General features: G+C 72.0%; 18 protein-coding genes. 12 read left to right on the top strand and 6 right to left on the bottom strand.

Going from position 1 to position 19,758, the window contains the following annotated elements; translation table 11 throughout:
* Positions 1-1,012 precede the first annotated feature (1,012 nt).
* On the bottom strand, positions 1,013-1,267 hold the full coding sequence (locus AB0I11_RS32160; RefSeq protein ID WP_357329298.1) for a hypothetical protein: 255 nt from the start codon (positions 1,265-1,267) through the stop codon (positions 1,013-1,015).
* A gap of 258 nt (positions 1,268-1,525) precedes the next feature.
* On the bottom strand, positions 1,526-1,990 hold the full coding sequence (locus AB0I11_RS32165) for a hypothetical protein (RefSeq protein WP_357329300.1): 465 nt from the start codon (positions 1,988-1,990) through the stop codon (positions 1,526-1,528).
* A 280-nt stretch (positions 1,991-2,270) separates the two neighbouring features.
* Here AB0I11_RS32165 and AB0I11_RS32170 point away from each other — a divergent pair, with 280 nt between their 5' ends.
* The 10 genes from AB0I11_RS32170 (at position 2,271) to AB0I11_RS32215 (ending at position 12,429) form a co-directional block, all read left to right on the top strand.
* On the top strand, positions 2,271-2,711 hold the full coding sequence (locus tag AB0I11_RS32170; protein WP_357329302.1) for a PRC-barrel domain containing protein: 441 nt from the start codon (positions 2,271-2,273) through the stop codon (positions 2,709-2,711).
* Positions 2,712-2,822: 111 nt separating this feature from the next.
* Positions 2,823-2,990 (top strand): hypothetical protein, encoded by a 168-nt coding sequence (locus AB0I11_RS32175; RefSeq protein ID WP_357329304.1) that lies wholly within the window; start codon positions 2,823-2,825, stop codon positions 2,988-2,990.
* Between the two features lie 89 nt (positions 2,991-3,079).
* Entirely contained in the window at positions 3,080-4,138 is a 1,059-nt protein-coding gene (trpS, locus tag AB0I11_RS32180; protein WP_357329306.1) for a tryptophan--tRNA ligase, read from the top strand.
* 284 nt (positions 4,139-4,422) lie between these two features.
* Positions 4,423-6,141 (top strand): arginine--tRNA ligase, encoded by a 1,719-nt coding sequence (gene argS, locus AB0I11_RS32185; protein ID WP_357329308.1) that lies wholly within the window; start codon positions 4,423-4,425, stop codon positions 6,139-6,141.
* A gap of 99 nt (positions 6,142-6,240) precedes the next feature.
* On the top strand, positions 6,241-9,387 hold the full coding sequence (locus AB0I11_RS32190) for a VCBS repeat-containing protein (RefSeq protein WP_357329310.1): 3,147 nt from the start codon (positions 6,241-6,243) through the stop codon (positions 9,385-9,387).
* 187 nt (positions 9,388-9,574) lie between these two features.
* Positions 9,575-9,982 (top strand): YbaB/EbfC family nucleoid-associated protein, encoded by a 408-nt coding sequence (locus AB0I11_RS32195; protein ID WP_357329312.1) that lies wholly within the window; start codon positions 9,575-9,577, stop codon positions 9,980-9,982.
* A gap of 4 nt (positions 9,983-9,986) precedes the next feature.
* A complete protein-coding gene (locus AB0I11_RS32200; RefSeq protein ID WP_357329314.1) occupies positions 9,987-10,316 on the top strand; it encodes a type VII secretion target in 330 nt (109 codons plus the stop codon).
* On the top strand, positions 10,313-11,014 hold the full coding sequence (locus AB0I11_RS32205; protein ID WP_357329317.1) for a hypothetical protein: 702 nt from the start codon (positions 10,313-10,315) through the stop codon (positions 11,012-11,014). The genes AB0I11_RS32200 and AB0I11_RS32205 overlap by 4 nt, the downstream gene beginning before the upstream one ends.
* Positions 11,015-11,020: 6 nt before the next feature.
* Positions 11,021-11,830 (top strand): EndoU domain-containing protein, encoded by an 810-nt coding sequence (locus AB0I11_RS32210; RefSeq protein ID WP_357329319.1) that lies wholly within the window; start codon positions 11,021-11,023, stop codon positions 11,828-11,830.
* 5 nt (positions 11,831-11,835) lie between these two features.
* Positions 11,836-12,429 (top strand): hypothetical protein, encoded by a 594-nt coding sequence (locus tag AB0I11_RS32215; protein WP_357329321.1) that lies wholly within the window; start codon positions 11,836-11,838, stop codon positions 12,427-12,429.
* A gap of 132 nt (positions 12,430-12,561) precedes the next feature.
* Here the strand turns inward: AB0I11_RS32215 and AB0I11_RS32220 are convergent, their stop codons facing one another.
* The gene (locus AB0I11_RS32220; RefSeq protein ID WP_357329323.1) at positions 12,562-15,108 is read right to left on the bottom strand and encodes a hypothetical protein; all 2,547 of its coding nucleotides are present in this window, start codon (positions 15,106-15,108) and stop codon (positions 12,562-12,564) included.
* Positions 15,109-15,128: 20 nt separating this feature from the next.
* Positions 15,129-15,728: a VanZ family protein gene (locus AB0I11_RS32225; RefSeq protein ID WP_357329325.1), complete on the bottom strand. Its 600-nt coding sequence runs from the start codon at positions 15,726-15,728 to the stop codon at positions 15,129-15,131.
* Positions 15,729-15,981: 253 nt separating this feature from the next.
* Between AB0I11_RS32225 and AB0I11_RS32230 the strand changes: the two genes are divergently transcribed.
* Together AB0I11_RS32230 and AB0I11_RS32235 are read left to right on the top strand one after the other, a co-directional pair.
* Positions 15,982-16,560, top strand: coding sequence for an alpha/beta fold hydrolase (locus AB0I11_RS32230; RefSeq protein WP_357329327.1), 579 nt, complete (start codon positions 15,982-15,984; stop codon positions 16,558-16,560).
* A 64-nt stretch (positions 16,561-16,624) separates the two neighbouring features.
* Positions 16,625-17,236, top strand: coding sequence for a hypothetical protein (locus tag AB0I11_RS32235; protein ID WP_357329329.1), 612 nt, complete (start codon positions 16,625-16,627; stop codon positions 17,234-17,236).
* Between the two features lie 22 nt (positions 17,237-17,258).
* On the opposite strand, the gene AB0I11_RS32240 is transcribed toward AB0I11_RS32235, so the two are convergent.
* On the bottom strand, positions 17,259-18,551 hold the full coding sequence (locus AB0I11_RS32240) for a GNAT family N-acetyltransferase (RefSeq protein WP_357329331.1): 1,293 nt from the start codon (positions 18,549-18,551) through the stop codon (positions 17,259-17,261).
* Between the two features lie 119 nt (positions 18,552-18,670).
* Entirely contained in the window at positions 18,671-19,360 is a 690-nt protein-coding gene (locus AB0I11_RS32245) for an alpha/beta hydrolase (RefSeq protein WP_357329333.1), read from the bottom strand.
* Positions 19,361-19,758: the final 398 nt, after the last annotated feature.

A 19,758-nucleotide genomic window follows, 5' to 3' on the forward strand; every position in this document is an offset into this window, starting at 1 on the left:
CCATCGGGAAACCCCACACCGTGGAGCCCCCATCCGGGGCAAGCCATTCAACCGCACCCATCCGCTCTCGCGCCGGGCACTTTTACTACGTTACCTCACCGTCTCTGCCGTGTCAAACCGTGTGTCCCGGTCTGTCGTGCTTCATACGGGTTGGCGCCGCTGACCTCGCGCAGCGCTGACCGCTGCGATTGATCATCGGATTTGGCAGGCCGGCCGCTGCGGTTTCCCGCGGCTCGCCCGTGTCCCTGCCGGTCGACAACCTTACCCGGTCGGTTCCGCTCCGCCAAATCCGCCCTACGGCGTGTTCGGCGGGCCCCGCCCGCTCCGGTGCCTTGCGAGATCTTACCTCTCAAGGTCCCGGACCATCAGCGGATCGGGCCTTCGGGATCGTCGTCCCGTTTGCCCCGTTCCGCGCTGGCAGAGAGAAAGTTACGCGGCTGTGGGTTTGATCGTCAAATCGGGGGGTAGCGACCCGCCTCACACCCGCTGCCCAACGACGTCTCCCCTGTTCAACCGCCTGACCGTCGGACGCCCGAGCCTGAGCGCACGGCCCGCGCGACTGTCCGACAACGCGACCGAACCTGAGCGCACAGCCCGCCGCCCGACAGCCCGACAGCCCGACAGCCCGAGCGCACGGCCCTCGCCCGCCGCCCGACAGCCCGACAGCCCGAGCGCACGGCCCTCGCCCGCCGCGCGACAGCTCGGACAGCCCGAGCGCACGGGCCCCCGCCCGCCGCCCGACAGCCCGACAGCCCGCCGGCTAGTCGGACAACCCGCGCGAGCCCGAGCGGGCGGCCCGACCTGCCTGGCCGAGCGAACGTGTTGGCGGCCCGCAGCATGGCCAGCTCGCCTCGGCGGCTCCGCACCGCACCACCCGGCCTCGATCAACTCCGTATGCGGCAAAGCGGCCCTTCGCGAGCCACGGAAGCAACGACCTGCCGCAATCCGAGTGGATCAACGGACTCACCGGGTGGAGGACTCGGGCTCAGGTGCTCCGCCGGCGGGACTCGACTCAGTTGCTCCGCCGGCGCCGAGCCGCGAGCCAGCCCCGGACCCCGAGGGCGCCGGTGGTCGTACCGATGACGAGCGACGCCACGATGAGCAGCGCGTGCACCCAGAGGAAGCTGGTGGCCGCGCCCTCGCCGACCGTTCCCGTCGACCAGGCGCGCGGGTCGTTCCAGATGGCGACCGCGAACCTGGGCCAGATCACCCAGGTCCAGACGCCGACGCCCACCAGGAAGAGCGACCAGCCGCGGGAGAGCACCATGGCTGGCCAGTATGCCAGCGGGAGCCGGCGGCTCTCCCCATCCCCGGCCACGCCCGCAGCACAGCTCACACCGGTTCACGGGCTCCCGCCAGCGACCGGAACGCCGGCGCCGGCCGGCCGCCGCACGGATGGGGACGGCCGGCCCACGCAGGGAGGGGACCGGCCGGTCCTCACGCACGTGGCACCGACCAGCCCACGCAGGGGCAGGAAAGGGGGCGGCCGGCCCGTGCACCGAAGAGAACCGCCCAGGCGGCGGGCTCAGAAGCAGGTCACTGCCCCGCCGATCGCCGGGTTCGCCCGGTCGTGGCGGTGCAGGACCCCGGCCGGGTCGGTCATCGCGCCACCCCAGATGGCGCAGCCGCCGCGGACGTACCCGTGGACCGGGCCGGCGGCCCAGAGTCGGTGGCCGTCGTCGACGACGGGGGTGGTCGCCTCCGGGTCCAGGTAGACCTGGGTCCGGGTGAGCATGCCGGCGTACGCGGTCTTCAGGGTGACCGCGCAGCCGTACCCGGTGAACGGGTTGTGCAGCAGGTGGACGGTGCCGAGCAGCCGGCCGGCGGCATCGTGGATCGGGTCCTGGTCGACGGCGGTGAAGCCCGGTCCGCAGAGCGCCGCCGCGGGGTACGGGTCGGCGGCCGCCGCCCGGGCCCCGCTGCCCGGCGCCCACGCCAGGACCGCCGCCACGGCCGTCGTGAATCCGATTCGTCGAATGGTCCGCCGCATCTGTGCTTCCTTTCCTCGACCCTGTCCGGATGCCCCAGAATGGTCATCGTCGGGCCGGGGAACGAATGTGCGCGGCGGACACCTTGGCCCGGACCGTGGTGTGCCGGGCGGCCGGCAGACCGTCGCTGACCTGGCCGGGAGCCCGGCACGGAATCGGATGCCGTCGATTATGAGGAATCTCGCAGAAACGCGTGTCGATGGCCGCTGAATTGCGTCGGTGTTTCCGCCGTCGGGCCGAGGGGCACTGTTTCGGGTGCGATCGACACGACGGAGGTGTGCCATGCAGCCGTTCAATCCGTGGACCTGGCGGGATCCGTCCGCCCTCGCCGGCGGCTACGACCAGACCAGTCCGGACGACGTACCCCGGCAGCGGCCGGCGGGTGACGGCGGCGACGGTCCGGACGCGCCGGGCCCGGGCACCCCGATCGACCTGACCGGCTACCGGGTCGAGGCGACCGACGGCCGGATCGGCTCGGTCACCCGCGCCGACACCGGTGCCGGATACCTCGTGGTGGAGACCGGACCGTGGATCTTCGGGAAGACGGTGCTGCTGCCGGCCGGCACGGTGGCCCGGGTCGACCACCTGGACCGGGTCGTGCACGTGGACCGCACCCGGGAGCAGGTCAAGGACTGCCCGGCCGTCGACCCGGAGGAACTCGACCGGGCCGAGCACCGGGACCAGGTGGGCCATTACTACGCCGAGAGCTACCGGCAGGGCTGAGCCGCGCCGCGCGCCGACCACCGGGCTCGGCGCGCGGCGGAGGACGGCGAAGGGCGGCGAAGGACGGCGGAGGACGGCGGGCGGGCCGGGTGGGCGGTTACCCTGTCAGGCATGGTCCGGCCGAGCACCTGCGCCCCGGAGACCGTCGACGGTCTCCCGGTGGCTGCCGCTCCGGTGCTCCCGGCCCGTGCCGACGACGGTCGGGAGCAGATTCTCGACGTACTCCGTGCCGGTGGACTGCGGTTCCGCGCCGGCGGGCGATGGCGGCGCTCGTTCTGACGAGCCGACTGCACTGATCCGGGCACACCCCCGGGTCGTCTCCCGCGCGCCCGCGCGTCCTCAGCCACCCGCACGAAAGGCGTACCACCATGTCCACGACCCGCATGCTCACCGGGGATCGCCCCACCGGGCGGCTGCACCTGGGCCACCACGTCGGCAGCATCGCCAACCGGGTGCGGCTGCACCAGCGGTACGAGAGCTTCTTCATCATCGCCGACCTGCACATGCTCACCACGAGGAACACCCGCGAGGACATCGAGCGGGTGTCCCGTAACGCCCGGGAGATGGTCACCGACATCCTCGCCGCCGGCGTCGAGCCGGACCGGGCCACCTTCTACCTGCAGTCGGCGATCCCCGAGGTCGGCGACCTGAACACCCTGTTCCAGAACCTGGTCACGGTGCCCCGGCTGGAGCGCGTCCCGTCGCTGAAGGAGATGAGCCGGGACGCCGGCAAGGAGGAGATGCCGTACGGGCTGCTCGGCTATCCCGTCCTCCAGGCCGCCGACATCCTCTGCGTCAAGGGGCGGGCCGTCCCGGTGGGGAAGGACAACGCCGCACACGTGGAGGTGACCCGGGAGATCGCCCGGCGGTTCAACCACCTGTACGGCGAGGTCTTCCCGGTGCCCGAGCTGATCATGTCGGAGACGCCCACCCTGATCGGCACCGACGGTCGGGGGAAGATGAGCAAGAGCCGGGGGAACGCGATCGCCCTCTCCGACGACGTGGCCACGGTCCGGCGCAAGGTGATGGGGATGTACACCGACCCGAACCGAGTCCGCGCCGACGTGCCCGGCACGGTGGAGGGGAACCCGGTCTTCGCGTACCACGACGTGTTCAATCCGGACCGGGCGCAGGTCGAGGAGCTGAAGGCGCGGTACCGGGTCGGCCGGGTCGGTGACGTCGAGGTCAAGGAGGCGCTGGCCGGCGCGCTCAACCGGTTCCTCGACCCGATCCGGGAGCGGCGGGCCCGGTTCGAGGGACAGCCCGGCCTGGTCGACGAGCTGATCTTCCAGGGCACCGAGCGGACCCGGGTCGAGGTGCACCGCACCCTCGTCGAGGTCCGCCGGGCGATGGGCCTGACCAGCGCGTACACCCAGGTGCGCCGGCGGGCCGAGCGCTACCGCAAGGCGGTCGCCGCGCCAGCCTGAGTTTCCGGGTACGCCGGCCGGCCGGTCCGGGTACGCGCTTGCGCCACCCCCGGGCCGGCCGGTTAGGCTGCTCCACATGACCAGCTCGCACGCGTTCCCGACGGCGTCCCCCGACGTCCTGTTCGGCGCGCTGCGACGCCGGCGGTCCCGCGACCGCCTGCGCTGAGCATTCCTCACCTGCGACCGGCGGATCGAGCCGCCGGTCATCGCCGATCGTCCTCGGTCCGCCCGCATCCGAAGTCCGTGATCCGCCGGAGGCGGATCCGAGCGAGATCGGCGTACCCATGGATCTGGAGAAATTGCTGACCGACCGGCTCGCGCCGGCCTTCGCGACGGTGGCCGGTGGGCCGGTCGACCCGGTCGTGCGGCGCTCCCAGCGCGCGGACTTCCAGTCCGACGCCGCGCTGGCGCTGGCTCGGCGGCTCGGCCGGCCGCCCCGGACGATCGCCGCGGAGGTGCTGGACCGGGCGGACCTGGCCGACCTCTGCGCGGCGGCCGAGGTCTCCGGACCGGGATTCCTCAACCTGACCGTCGCCGACGGGGCCCTGGCCGGACTCGTGTCGGCGCTCGCCGCCGACCCGCGGCTCGGCGTGCCGCGGACGACCACGCCGGACACCGTGGTGATCGACTACTCGGCGCCGAACGTGGCCAAGGAGATGCACGTCGGTCACCTGCGCTCGACCGTGATCGGTGACGCGGCGGCCCGGCTGCTGGAGTGGCTGGGGCACCGGGTGGTGCGGGCCAACCACCTGGGCGACTGGGGGACGCCGTTCGGGATGCTGATCGAGCACCTGGTCGACCTGGGCGGCGCCGAGGCGGCGCACGAGTTGTCGATGGGCGATCTGGACTCGTTCTACAAGACGGCCCGGGCCAAGTTCGACGCCGACGAGGCGTTCCGCGAGCGGTCCCGGCGGCGGGTGGTGGCGTTGCAGGGCGGCGACGAGGCCACGCTGCGGCTGTGGCGGCTCCTGGTCGAGCAGTCCGAACGCTACTTCCTGACCGTGTACGACCTGCTGGACGTCACCCTGACCGAGCGCGACTTCCAGGGGGAGAGCAGCTACAACGACCTGCTCGCCCCGGTGGTCGAGGAGCTGGACCGGCTCGGGCTGCTCCGGACCAGCGACGGTGCGGCCTGCGTCTTCCCGCCCGGGCAGGTGGGCCGGGACGGCGAGCCGCTGCCGCTGATCGTGCGCAAGTCCGACGGCGGCTACGGCTACCCGGCCACCGACCTGGCCGCGATCCGGCACCGGACCGGGACGCTGGGCGCCACCCGGCTGCTCTACGTGGTGGGGCTGCCGCAGCGGCGGCACTTCGAGATGGTGTACGCGGCGGCGGCGCAGGCCGGCTGGCTGGTGGCGCCGGTCCGCGCGGAACACGTCGGGTTCGGCTCGATCCTCGGGCCGGACGGACGGATGCTGCGCAGCCGGGCCGGCGAGTCGGTGAAGCTGGTGGGCCTGCTCGAGGAGGCGGTGGCCCGGGCGACCGCGCTGGCCCGGGAGCGGAACCCGGAGCTGGGCGAGGCCGAGGCGGCCGAGGTGGGCCGAGCGGTCGGCATCGGCGCGATCAAGTACGCCGACCTCTCCAGCGATCGGCACAAGGACTACGTACTGGACTGGGAGCGGATGCTGTCGCTGGACGGCAACACCGCCCCCTACCTCCAGTACGCGTACTCCCGGATCCGGTCGATCTTCCGGCGGGCCGGGGCGGCGGCCCGGCCGGACGCGCCGGTCAGCCTGGCCGAACCGGCCGAGCGTGCGCTCGCGTTCGAGCTGGTCGGCTTCGCCGCCGTGGTGACCGAGGTGGAACGCAGCCTGGAGTTCCACCACCTGGCCGGCTACCTGTACCGTCTCGCGGCCGCGTTCAGCGCCTTCTACGAGCGCTGCCCGGTGCTGCGGGCGGACGGGCCGGTCCGGGAGAGCCGGCTGGTGCTCTGCGACCTGACCGGGCGGGTGCTGCGGCAGGGCCTGCACCTGCTCGGGATCCGGTCGCCCGAGCGGCTGTAGCGGATCAGCCGTTCGGCGGCACCTCCCGTCGAAGATCATCGAGGTACGCTGCCGCTGCTTGCGCTGCGTTCCGCGCGCACCTGTTCCAGGAGGACCTCTTTGGGTCGCAGTCTTCGGGCCGGCTTCCTGGCGAGCACCCTCGCCCTCGGCCTGCTGGTCGTTCCGGCCGCACCGGTCGTCGCCGCCGGCGCCACCGCCACCCCCACCGCCACCGCACCACGTGAGATAGCCGTCTTCCCGGCGAACGAGCCGACCGCGCCGGCTCACGAGGCGATCATCTTCGCCGGGACGACCGGCTTCCTGCACCGCCACGACGCGTCCACCGACTACCTGTGGACCCGCTACGACACCGGGGCGACGGTGGTCGTCGGGGACCTCGCCGGACTGGCCCCGTCCGCCCTGAAGCCGGCGGGCGGGGACCTGATCTCCATCCGCACCCAGGTGCCGGCGAAGCCGGCGCCCGGCAGAGTGAGCGTGCTCGACCTGTCGGACCAGACCTGGCAGCAGTGGGCGGTGCCGACCGGCTCCAACGGCTACACGATCGCCGGCATCTACGGCGACATCATGATCGGCCAGCAGTGGGTGAACGGCACGCTGGGCGGGCCGCGGCTGCTCACCTTCGCCGCCGACGGCACGATCGCGAGCAGCACGCCGGTCACCGTGCCCGAGGGCGCCCGCCCGAGCAGCGTCAACGTCGCGGTTGCCGGCGACCTGACCTCCGCCGTCGTCGGGTACCAGGACGGCACGGGGAGCCACTGCGGCCTGCTCGACTTCGCCACCGCCCGGATCGTTCCCGTGCCCGGGTCCCCGGCCGCGAACCTCGGCGGCATCGTGTGGCGGCTCACCGGCGACACGCTCGGCTGGGCGTCCTACTCGACCGACGGCGGCAGGTACTCGCTCTACTCCCGCAGCGGCCTGGCGGACGGCACGAACACCGGCGCGCGGACGCTGTCCGCCCCGTACGACACCATCCAACGGTCGGTGATCGTCGGTGACGGCCTGGTCGTCTCGCGATTCGCCAGCGGGTGGGGAGCGACGACGGAGCCGGCGGTCGCCGTGCCCGCGGACGGTGGTGCCGGCACGACCGTGCTGCCCCGGGTCGACGCGGAGAACACCGCCCTGGTCCAGGCCCCCGACGGCACGGCCCTGGTCGTGGGCGGCACGGGGCCGCGGGACTGGGCGGTGCGCCGGATCACCGGGCAGCCGGGCCGGACGCCGACCACCACACCGCTGCTGCCGGTGCGCAACCCGGTGACCACCGCCGGCCTGCTCTACCACCAGGGCCTGGTCCGGCACGTGCAGGCTCAGGTCGTGCCGCCGTACACCGCCGCGAGCCAGTACGCGATCTACAACCACCCGATCGTCACGGACCGCTCGATCATGGCCATCGGGACGACGATCCCGCATCCTCCGGCGTCCTGCGCGGCCGCCGCCTCCTGCGTCCGGCTGCTGGAGGGCAACGGGGAGGGTGCGGTCTATCTCGCCTCGGCGAGCGACGGCACCACGGACAAGCTGTACAGCTTCAAGAACCTTCCGTTCAGTTACAGCACGACCGAGCTGCCCACCCATCGCGGGCAGGTCGTCGACGTCGGCAACCGGCTCATCGTGGTGAACGACGGCACCACCAAGGACCAGTACCTCGTCGACCGGATGTACGGCACGACGACCCGGCTCGGGTCCGTCGCCGGTGCCGCCCTCTGGTTCGACACCCTGTGGCGGTCCACCGGCACGGCCGGCCAGCTCACCTCAGTCGACCGGAAAACGCGCGCCACCCGCACCGTCGCCACCGGCGCGCAGTGTGTGCCCACCGAGTTGCAGACCAGCGTGCACTGGCTCTACTGGTCCTGTGGGGCCACCGGGCCGGCCGGCGTGTACGACCTCGACACCAACCGCAACCTGAGCCTGCCCGCCGGGCCGGTGCTGCTCGGTGACGGCTTCGTGGTCCGGCACGACGGGGCGGGCCTCCAGCTCACCGACTTCCACGACGGCACCGTGCACGCGCCGGTGAGGCTGGCCGACCTTCCCGCCGGCAGCCTGAGCGACGACCGCCGGGTCACCTGGACCGTCGACCGACACGGTTCCGGGGTCGCTTACGCCGACGCCGGCAACGCCGTACACGTACTCGACACCGGCGTGCCGGCCAGCCGCGCCAGGGTGGGCTCCTTCTTCGTGAACGGCGCCGTCCTGCCGCGCGATCGGACCTCCGGGTTGAACGGTTCGTTCCAGCTGACCCGCCCGATCAACGGATGGCTCCTGACCGTCACCCACAAGTGGAGCCGCAAGGTCGTCTACACCCGCAGCGGCGGCGCGGTCCGGGACCGCCTCGTGGCCGACTGGGACGGCCGGCTCGCGGACGGCACGCCGGCGTTGAACGGCCCCTACCGGTACACGTTGACCGCCACCACGCAACCCGATGCCGGCGCGGTGCTCCTCGCGTCCCAGGGGATCGCCGTCGGCTGCGGCACCTTCCCCTTCCACGGGTACGACTGCTACGGCGGCTCGGCGCTGCTCGCCGTGAAGGCGGACGGCGAGGGTCACTGGTACGGCACGCGGCAGGACGGCGTCGTCCCGGGCCGGTTGAGCGACAACGGCCAAACCGAGACCTGGTGCGTGAGTTGCCGGGGCACGCTCATCGTGCCGTTCGGTGACTACAACGGCGACGCCCTGCCGGACCTGCTGGTCCGCGACGAGAACGGGTACCTGAGGGCGCATCTGGGCATCGGCCAGCTGAGCTTCGGGAGCAGGACGACGAAGAGCCTGGGCAGCGGCTGGGGGTCGTACCGCTCGATCCTGGCGCCCGGTGACGTGAACAGCGACCGCCACGACGACATCCTGGCCATCGACGGGTCCGGCCGGCTCTGGCTCTTCACCACCACCGGCACGGGCGGCTTCGCGGCCCGGGTGCAGGTCGGCTCCGGTTGGGACAGGTACGCGCGGGTGGTCGGCGCGGGCGACCTCAACGGCGACGGCCACGGCGACCTCGTCGCCATCGACGGGACCGGGGTCATGTACCGGTACCTCAGCAACGGCAGGAAGGGCTGGAGCAGCGGGGTACGCGTCTCCAGCGGCTGGAACGGCTACAACGCGGTGATCCCGATCGGCGACCTCAACGAGGACGGCCGCAACGACCTGCTGGCCCGGGACCCGTCCGGGTACCTCTGGCACTACGCCGGCCTCGGCAACGGCACCTTCGCCGCCCGGGTCAAGGTCGGCACCGGCTGGAACATGTACAAGACGATCGCCTGAGCGCGGCCGTACCCGACAGCCCCCCGGACGCCCGCCGGCGTCCGGGGGGCTGTCGTACGGTCGGTGTCTCACTGATCGATTGTGGACAGGAGCCAGGCTGGCAATATGTTAGTCTGCCTCGGTTATTGATGATCACGATTAGTGACCGAGGGGACACATGGCTGCCGGCATTCCAGACGGGGGCGGCTTGCTGGACCCGGACGGCGCCCGGGACCGGCTCGCGGCCTGGAAGGGCCGGATCGACCAGCTCGCGGCCGACACGAAGGCGATGAGTGACCGCCTCCAGGCGCTGCGGGTCACCCACGCCGACGGCAACGGCCTGGCCGAGGTCACCGTCGACTCCGTGGGCGCCCTGGTCGACCTGCGGCTGGGCCCGCGGATCCAGCGGGTCGCGCCGGACGTCGTGGCCCGGACCATCATGGACACCATCCGCGAGGCCAAGCGGCAACTGGCCGACCGCTCGCAGGAGATCATCGCCGACACGGTCGGCACCGATTCGGCGGCCGGGCGGGCCATCGCGGAGCGGGTCGGCCAGCAGTTGCGTACGGACGACACCGACGCAGCCGGCCCCGACGACCGATACGGGGCTTGGTGACCGGATGAGTGACGGTTTCGAGGTCGACGCGGAACAGATCCGCGCCCATGCCCGCAACGTCGACGCGGTGCGCAGCGGCTTCGACGCGGTCAAGACCGCCAGCGCGCACATCGCCCAGGACGACTCGGCGTACGGGCTGCTCTGCGGCTGGATCTCCGCCGTGCTGGAGGGCCGGCACAAGCGGCAGGACGAGCTGATCGCGTACGTCGAGGAGAACCTCACGCTGGTCTCGGCCGGCCTGCGGAAGACGGCCGACAACTACGACCACTCCGACAGCCAGGCCGACGCGGTCATCCGCAAGGCGGGTGGCGGCCTGACCGGGGTGACGCCGTGACCGACACCTCACTGATCGCCGGCGTCGAGTCGACCCGCAAGCCCTGGACCGGCGCCGCCCTGGCGGACAGCTTCCAGGGCCTGGTCGACGCGATCAAGAGCGAGGGCTGGGTCGACGACCTGATCGCGGGCGCGGCCTTCGGGGTCGAGGTCGCCGCGTCGGTGATGGACCCGTTCAGCGCCCTGCTGGCCAACGGGCTGGGCTGGGCGATGGAGTACTTCGAGCCGCTGCGGCAGGTGCTCGACGAGCTGACCGGCATGCCGGACGTGGTCGCCTCGCACGCGGCCACCTGGAACAACATGGCCGCCGCGTTGCAGAGCATGGCCACCGACCTCAAGTCCTACGTCGACGGCGACATGCCGCACTGGCAGGGGCGGGCCGCCACGGCGTACCACAACCTGATGGAACACAACGTCGAGGCGATCAACGGCCTCGGCGGCATCTCCGCCGCCATGGCGGTCGCCACCCAGGCCGCCGGGAACCTGGTCATGTTCACCCGGGACATCGTCCGCGACCTGATCGCCGACCTGGTGGCGCGGGTGATCGTCTGGGCGGTGGAGGCGATCTTCGTCGTCACCATCCCGGTCATCGCCTCGCAGATCGCGGCGGCCGTGGTCAAGTGGGCCGGCCGCATCCTGACCTACGTGATGGCCCTGATCACCAGCCTGACCAACCTCTCCGAGCTCCTGGACGGCTGACCCGAGATGGCGAAACCGAAGACCCCGCCCGGGGGCGGGGGAAACCCGCCCAACCCGCACGGTGGTAACGGCGGGAACAGCGGCAACGGGGGCAACGGCGGGAACGGCGGTGGCGGTGGGCGGCCGCACGGGAGTTCCGGCGGCGTACCGCGCAACGTCAGCAGCGCGCAGAACACGGTCGCCGCGCAGGCCCAACAGGGCCGCCCGGGCGGTCCGGGGCAGGGCAACACCCCCGGCCGGCCCAACCAGCCGAACCAGCCCGGCCGGCCGAACACGCCGCCCGGGGCCAACGACATCCACCACAGCGACACGTCCCGGGAACACATCCTGCACGGTGACGGTGGCCGCCAGGGCGGTCACCTCGCCGGCACCGGCTTCTCGAAGAAGACGGAGTTCCCCGCGAACTGGGACGAGGCGAAGATCCTCGACGCGGCGCACCAGGTCACCCAGCAGGGCCCGCCGTCCAAGGGGCCGTACCTGACCAAGGACGCCAACGGCAATCCCGCCTGGGCGTACGACTACACCGGCCGGGTGGACGGCGTCGAGGTCAAAACGACCGTCCTCGCCAACGGCGAGATCCGCACCGCGTACCCGCCGAACGGCAACGACCCCGGCGTCATCACCAACCCGCCCGCGCCGAACCCGGCGCCCAGAGGCGTCCCGCAGAGCGATCCGCCCCGCTACAGTCACCCTGACGTGGGCGGCGACGGCAGCTGGACGTGGGAAGGCCCGAAGGGCAACAAGATCATCAGAGTGGTGCAGGACGCCCAGGGGAACGTCACCACGACCGTGCTCGGCGACTACAAGAAGAGGTGAGCGCCATGGACGCCAAGACCTACGCGGCGGTCACCGACGTGTGCGCGCGGCTCGCCGGCCGCCTGCCCGACGACACCCTCAGCACGCTGCGCGAGCACTACGCCGCCGGCGAGTGGGACCTCGCCGACGGCACGCTCCTGCTCAACCTGGCCTACGAGCACGTGGCGGTCACCCGCGAGGAACTGGAGCTGATCCGCTCCTTCCTCGGCGACCCGGACAGCCCCGAGCTGAACAGCCTGCTGGTCGTGGCCGAGGCGCCGCTGCCCGCGTACCAGTTCAGCCCGAGCGGGCCGGCGGGCGCGGCCGACCCCAGCCGGGCGGACCACCTGCTGGCCGCCGAGGCGCGCGGTTTCGGCGGGCAGGGCCTGCGCCGCACCTGGCGGACCCCCTTCGACGGCGCGCCCGACGGCGCGGCCTGGGTGTACGTGGTCCCGCTGGCCGGGGACGCCGACGAGCTGAAGGCGTACTCGGGGCTCAGTTCCCGGCTCTGGAGCACGCTGCGGGAGAAGTGGCCGATCGAGGTGATCGGCGAGGGGCGGGCCCTGCCGCCGTACCAGGCCGCGGCCCTGGCGGCCGCCCGTCCGGTCCCGGCTGCCTGAACTCACGCAGGCGTACCTGATCTCCGGGCTGTCCACCGGCGGCACCGCCCGGGTCACCACCACCCGAGCCCAGCGGCTCGCCTGACGCGACGGGGCGCGCCGCCGAATGGCGGCGCGGCCCCGATCCGGGCCCTAGCTGACCCTGACGTACGCGGTGCCGCTGGTGACGGGCGCGGCGGTCGAGGAGCCTCCGTAGACGAAGCGCCAGTAGCCGCTCACGGAGCTGGTGACCTTCACCGTGGCGGTGCCGTACTGGTCGACCGTGGCCGTCTTGACCGCGACGTAGTCGCTGGTGCCGGCCTTGCGGAACTGCAGCGTCACCACCTGACCCGGGTAGCCGTCGTATCCGCCGGTCTCCCAGTTCCCCTGGGTGAGGGTGCCCTTGACGGTGATCGTCTGGCCCTTGGCCACCGAGGTGGGTGTGGCGCTGACCGTGAGCTTCGCCTGGCGCCGCACCGGGACGGTCAGCACCGCGTGCCGATCGGCGACGCTCTTGCGGTCCTTGCCCAGGGCGCGGATGCCGACCTGCCACTCACCCGCCAGCGCGTTCCGGCCCAGGCTGAGCCGCGGATCGATCCGGAAGGTCGCCTGGCAGGTCGTGGTGAGCGTGGTCGCCGGGGTGCATTCCGCGGGGGACTCGCTGACCAGCACCGCCTCCGGGTTGGCGTACGGGCCGCGGTACAGGTAGACGTCCCCACCGGCGACGCCGGCCGTCGTGGTGGCGGTGAACCGGGTGCTGAACTGGCCGGCACCGGACGGGGCCACGGTCAGCGGGGCGCCCCCGTTTACCAGCACCTGAGAGATCTTGATCCCGACGGTCTCGTCGTACTGCGACGCCGGACCGGCGAAGGCCCGCAGCACCGTACGCCGGAGGCTGCCGCCGGAGTCGTCGGTCGCCGTGGCGCGCAACGACACGAAGGCCGCGCCGGCCGGCACCGCCAGCTCGACCGAGGTGCCGTCCGCCGACGCGCCGACCGGCAGCGCGACCCAGGTCCGGCCGTCGTCGGTGGAGTACTCCAGTCCGGTCAGCGTCGGGGTCACCCCGTAGCGGCGCGAGCTGGCCCGGGCGTCGATCCGCACCGGCGCGGACCAGGCGGCGTTCTGGGCGTCGAGGCCGGCCACCGAGAAGTCGATGTCGAGCAGGGGAAGCGGATCCTGGTACCGGATGCCGGCGGAGACGAACTGCCACTCGCTGCGCACCTCGGGGGAGAGCCGCGACCAGGACGAGGCACGGGTGACGGTGTGCGTCAACCGGTAGGTCGCCGACCCGCTCGGCACCGTCGCGTTCACCGGCTGGTACGGGGACAGGCCGGTGGCCGAGGCGAGGGTCTGCGATCCGGACGTCAGGTTGACGGCGACCGTGGAGCCGTTGTCCAGCCCCAGGTTGCCGGCGGCGTCGCTCAGGGCCGGGTACTCGTAGATCGACATCCGGTTGATGTCCCGGGTGGACGCCACGGCCGCGGACCGGCGAGGCGCGAAGGGTGCCGCGCCGACCGTTTCCCCGGGCGCCTGGCCCGCCGGCAGGGATCTCTGCGTCAGGGTGAGGTCGTGCGTCGGCTGCCGGTAGTGGACGAGGCGCCAGAACGACTGGCTGGGCGTCACGTACTCGGTGATGTTGCTGGGAATCGCCACGGGCGACGGGAGGTACACGCCCGAACTGTCGCTCGTGCTGGGCACGCTCAACAGCCAGCCGTTGGTGGCCCGAGCCTGGCTCCGGATCGAGGTGACCGTCCTGGCCAGTCCGGCCGTGGCGACACTCACCACCGGGTTGCTGGGTACGGTGCCGTCGAAGCTGTGGTAGAGGTCGTACCGGTACGGGCTGCTCGGCACGTGGTCGGAGGTGCCCCGCCGGAGCAGGATCTCGTGCAGGCGCAGCGAGACCCCGGGGAGGGCGAAGGGCGTGACGTACACCTTCTCGGTGCCGCCGCCGGCGAAGCCGGCCAGGTCCCCGCTCGGCACCGAGATCCACACCGCGGAGGTGTAGCGCCCCGCGGTGGTGTCGTCCACGGCGATGCGCGTCTCCTTCGCGCTGCTCTGGTCGAACCGGACCGCCGCGCCGCCGTTGGCGATCTGGAAGGTCCGGCTGAGCAGGTAGCTGCCGCCGGCGTACGGGTCGCTGTACAGCGCCACGGCGAAGTAGTCGCCGTTCGGAAGCTGCACGTTGCCGTTCGGGGTGTACTCCTCGTCGGTGACCGGGTGGAAGGTCCACGTCTGGCGGTTCCAGACGTAAAGGATCTTGAAGGCGACCGTGCCCGGGCTGTTGATGGTGAGCCTCACCGGGTAGACGGCGGCGGTGGAGGTCAGGGACGTGCGCTGCGCCCCGCTCCCCGACTCGATCGTCTGGGCCCGGTGTCCCTTGGGCTGCACCGCCAGCGTCCCGCCCACCGACGCGTACGCGTAGCGTCCGGCGCGGGCCGCCTGGCCCGCGGGCAGCACCCGGAACCGCGAACCCGATCCGGTGCCGTCGCGCATCAGGTCGACCCGCTCGCCGGTGGCGAGCCGGACACTCTTTTGCGGGCCGTCACCGGTCCTGTTGGCGAGCTGGCCGGCCCGCGGGCCGTCGGCGGCCTGACCGGCGGCCCTGCCGTCCGCGGCGGGGGCCGCCGCGCAGACCGAGCCGGGCAACGCGACGACTAGGGTGGTCAAGAATGTGGTGGCGAGCAGCCGATACGACCGCAAGGAACGCTCCCGTGGGTGATCTACCGGGTACGCGCGCGGAGAGCCCGGCGCGGGGCCTCACCGTAGCATCGATCACCACTCGTAACGTGCCACCAATGACGCGACGCCAGCGCGGCCAGCCCGGCGCCGGCCGTGTTGAGCAGCACATCGTCCACCGAGGACACCCGGTCCAGCCGCAGGACGTACTGCGCGACCTCGACCAGGACGGAGCAACCCCCCGCGAGCAGCAGGATCCGCGGCACCGACGCCAGCGCCGGGAACCGCAGCGGGACGAGGAATCCCAGGGCCGCGAAGACCAGCAGGTTGCCGACGATCTGGACCGCCACGGTCAGCGGCCCGCCGGAGAGGATGGTGAGCAGATCCCGCAGCGGTACCAGGCTCACCCGGCCCGCGACGGCGCCGGCCCGGTCGCCCGGCAACATGATCATCCATACCCAGGGCACCGTCCCGTAGACGATGCCGACCTCGGCCAGCGACATCCGCCACGGTCGGTCGGCGCCGGTGGCCCTCCGGCGACGGGCCAGCACCCAACCGGCCAGCGCGGCCACCGGCAGGGCGGCCAGCGTGCTGAGCGCGACGCCGTTGAACGTGCCGAACCAGCCGTGCCACCCGTGGACCATGCCACCCCCGCCTCCGTCCGACCGCGGAATCTACCGGTCCCGGGCCGGGCGTTCCACGCCCTGCCGCCGGCACGCGAAGCCGCGCGGCCGGAAGCCGGCACCTTGCGCTTGGCGAGATGGCGTGCCCCCTCACCTGGTCGAGAGCCGCATAGGGTGGAGACGCGGCCGCGGCCCGGCGGCTCGCCCGAGGCTTCGCACGGGCCGGCAGCGGGTTCCGAACGGCATCGGCACAACGGCGCGAAGGTGGATCGTCATGGCAGGGAGCCGGCAGGTCGTGTTCATCCAGGGCGGCGGCGCGGGCGTGCACGACGAGTGGGACGACAAGCTGTGCGACAGCCTGCGGCGGGAGCTCGGCGACGGGTACGAGGTCCGCTACCCGCGGATGCCCGCCGAGGACGACCCGAACTACGCCCGGTGGAGCGCGGCCATCCGGCGTGAGCTGACGTCCCTGGACGACGGCGCGGTCGTCGTCGGCCATTCCGTCGGCGGCACCATCCTCGTCAACGCGCTCGCCGAGCGGCCACCCGAGACGAAGCTCGGCGCGATCGTGCTGATCGCCGCCCCATTCGTCGGTGCGGGCGGCTGGCCGGGCGACGAGTTCGAGCTGCCGGACGACCTCGGCGCGCGGCTGCCGCAGGGCGTGCCGGTGCATGTCTTCCACGGACTCCAGGACGAGACCGCCCCACCGGCGCATGCCGACCGGTACGCTCGCGCCATCCCGCAGGCACACCTGCACCGGCTGCCCGGGCGCGATCACCAGCTGGGCAATGACCTGAGCGAGGTGGCCCGGACGATCGGTCCGGACGACCACCGACCCGTCACCCACGGATAGCCGACAGCCCACAACCGCCGGCGACCGTACCGTCGCAGGCTTCGCCGTCCAGGAGGTGACACGCGTGCGCAGGACCAGCCGCAAGGTGTGCTGGCCGCTCAGCACCTGCCTGGTGGTGATGACGCTGGCCGCCTGTACGTCCTCCGGACGGTCCGACCAGGGCGGGGCCCACGAACCGGGGCCAACCGCGTCGCCGACGGCCATCCCCAGCGCGCCCCCGTCGATCGACGGCAGCGCCCCGGAGCCCTGCACCGCACCGGTCGACGTGCTGCCGGAACCGCCGGCGGACTACCGGCTCGTGGGTGAGGACGTCGCGGTACCCGACCGGGCGGTGCTTGAGGCACAGGAGTCGGGGGAAGCGGATCCGGCAGCCCGGCTGTTCGCCAAGTGGGGATTGGTCGTACGCGGCGGCGCAGTGATCGATCTTCGGGTGGCGCCGGGGTGGGAGGACCGGGCACGAGTCGGATGGGGCTCGGCAACGGTGCCGGCGGTGACCGCTCACATACGTGCCTGCGCACCGGTCGACGCCGGACCTCAGTGGCTGGCCTTTGCCGGCGGCACCTGGGTTGCCCGGGCAGCCTGCCTACCGCTGACAATCCGGTCGCGGGGGCAGGCGGCGCAGGTGCGGCTGGGTGTCGGGGCCTCCTGCGAGGGAACCGACCCGCCGCGTTCCTGACGAAGGCTCGCGGGAAGACAGGTCAGAAGCCGAACGAGTTGAACGGTTCGGGATCGACGCGGAAGACGCGGGCGAGGTCGGCCACCGCACTGACCCGCTGAGCGCGGATGCGGCCGGCCCCGGCCAGTACCGCGGCGGACATGCCGCCCAGGTACAAGGAGCTCAACGACTGGATGTCCAAGGTGAGATCCGGGCGCATGTCCGTTCGGGTGCAGGTCGAGCCCTCGGGGGACACGGCCAGCCGCCATACGCCGGCATTGTGCGGGCACATGCTGTCGTCCTCGATGGCGAACGTCAGCTCGGCGGTGGTGTCGTAGGCGCGCGCGGTCAAGGCGCCCGGCAGGTCGAGGATGCGGAGCCACAGGTTGTCGGACTGCCGGGTGATCCGCAGGGCACGTGGATTGCGCAGCATCCAGCGCAGTGGTTCGTCTCGCGGCCGGGACGGCGCCACGACCTTCCGGGTGAGGTCGAAGTCAGTCAGGAGCATCCACAGCGCCCGATAGGCGTCCGGGGTCACGGCTTGCAACCCCTCGACGATGAGCGTCCCGGTGTGTTCCAGCACCGGCGACCACGGGAGCCGAAAGTTCGCCACGCCGTCGAGATTGCCGTCCACGTCCCGGTGCAGCACGTACCGCATCGGCCCGTCGGTGCCGCCGGCCTCATCGGACAGGCGGCCCCACTGGCCGGGCTGAGGGGTGAGTTCGCCGATCCGGCGCTGCCGAGCTTGTTCGTGGATCTGCGGCCACGCCTGCCGCGCCGCCGCGGCGTCCACCAGCTCCAGCGAGCCCGCTGGAATCGCGGAGTCGATGAAGCGGACCTCGCCGCGCTCCAACTCCCAGCGGGTACGCATGGTCGCCGGGGAGAACCCGAAGCGGCCGTAGATGCTTCCCTCACTCGCGCTCAGCGCGGCCAACGGTTCGCCGCGCGCCAGGGCTTCATCGAACATCGCCTGCATCATGCCGCGGAGAAGGCCGCGCCGGCGGTGGGTCGCGAGCACCGCGGTCGCCGTGACACCGCCGAACGGCACAGTACGCAGCCCTGGCACGGTGATGGCCAGCGAGAGCATCGCCGAGCCACCCACCAGCTTCCCGTCCACGAAGGCGGCCTGAGAGTGGAAGTGGTCATCCATCACCTCGGCAGCCCAGACGTCCAGCTGCCGCGGGGTGGCCGGCGGTCTCGGCGGCGGCCACGCTCCCGGGCCGCCGTAGCCCGGGCTGGGAGCCGGCTCCCAGTTCGGCAGCCCGTTGACGTACGGCAGCACCTTGAGGTAGTCGACCACCTCGGAGCGCTCGACGGGACGGATTTCGATCTTCACGCTCCGCATCCTTCAAGGCCGGCCAGCACCGAGCAACGAAGATTCGCAGAAACCCTTTCCGAGCTTGCCGCCCGAAGGCAACGAATTCTGCGCGTGCACCACAACGACGTTCGCTCGGCCTACTCGGCAAGGAATGCGATCAGGAGCTTGAGGTAGTCGTCGGGAACGGTCGCGTGAACCAGGTGACCGGCCGCGATCGTCATCAGCCGGGCATCAGCTAGACGATCAGCCAGTTCGGCGAGCTGCTCCTGCGGGATCGGGCTCGCTGCTCCGCCGCCGATGAGCAACGTGGGTGCCATGATCCGGGCGACGATGTCGGCCCATCCCGGATCTGGATCGTCGATCTCGGGCCGGACCTGCTCCACCATGTGCCAGTCGAAGGGCAGCTCGCCCTCGGGTCGGTCGGGAAGTCCCGGCGGCCGAGGGTGCAGGTAACCGATGTCCTCAAGCACGAGTTTGCGGACCTGATCCGGCCGATCGGCGGCCACCCCGCAGGCCACCAGACCGCCAAGGGAATGACCGACCAGGTCCACGGCGCCGATGTCCAGCCGGTCCAGGATGCCGATGATGTCTTGCGTGAACAGCTTCAGGCCGTACGTGCCGGGCCAGTCGCTGGCACCGTGACCACGCAGGTCGACGGCGTACACACTCCGCTCAGCACACAGGCCCGAGGCGATCACGTCCCAGTCGCGTGCGGTCTTTCCCATGGCAGGAAGCAGCAGGGTGGGCGTCCTGCCCTTGTCGAGGGCTTGCCATACCCGCAGGGAGAGGTGCAGATCCCCGACCACGATGTCCACCAGCTCAGGCACACCCCGAGCCTCTCCAACCCTCGCCTCCTGATCCAAGCCGTTCTGCCGTCGGCAGACCCACCCGCCGCACCCGACCGGTCCGCGTACCGGCTGCCTCGTTCGCCGTTACTCGGCATGGCGCGCGGATCGCGGCGACCAGGACGGCAAAGTCGTGCTGGCGGACAGGCGGTGGCCGGCCGGGATTCTGTGTGGATCGGACCGGGGGGTAGCTGCCCGCGACCTGTCAGGATGGTGCTCCTGGTGGCGTCGGTGGTTCGGCTGGATGTGCTCGAGCGCGAGTGGCGTCGGAGATGGCGACCCCGGCGAGGACTGTGGTGGCGGCGAGGGCGACCAGCAGCGGCGGCAGGAGGAGCATCGCCGGTGTCAGGGCGGCCAGCACGACCAGGCCGATCGGCCGA

The organism is Micromonospora sp. NPDC050495 (genome assembly GCF_040655175.1).
In the GTDB taxonomy this organism is placed as follows: Bacteria; Actinomycetota; Actinomycetes; order Mycobacteriales; family Micromonosporaceae; genus Micromonospora.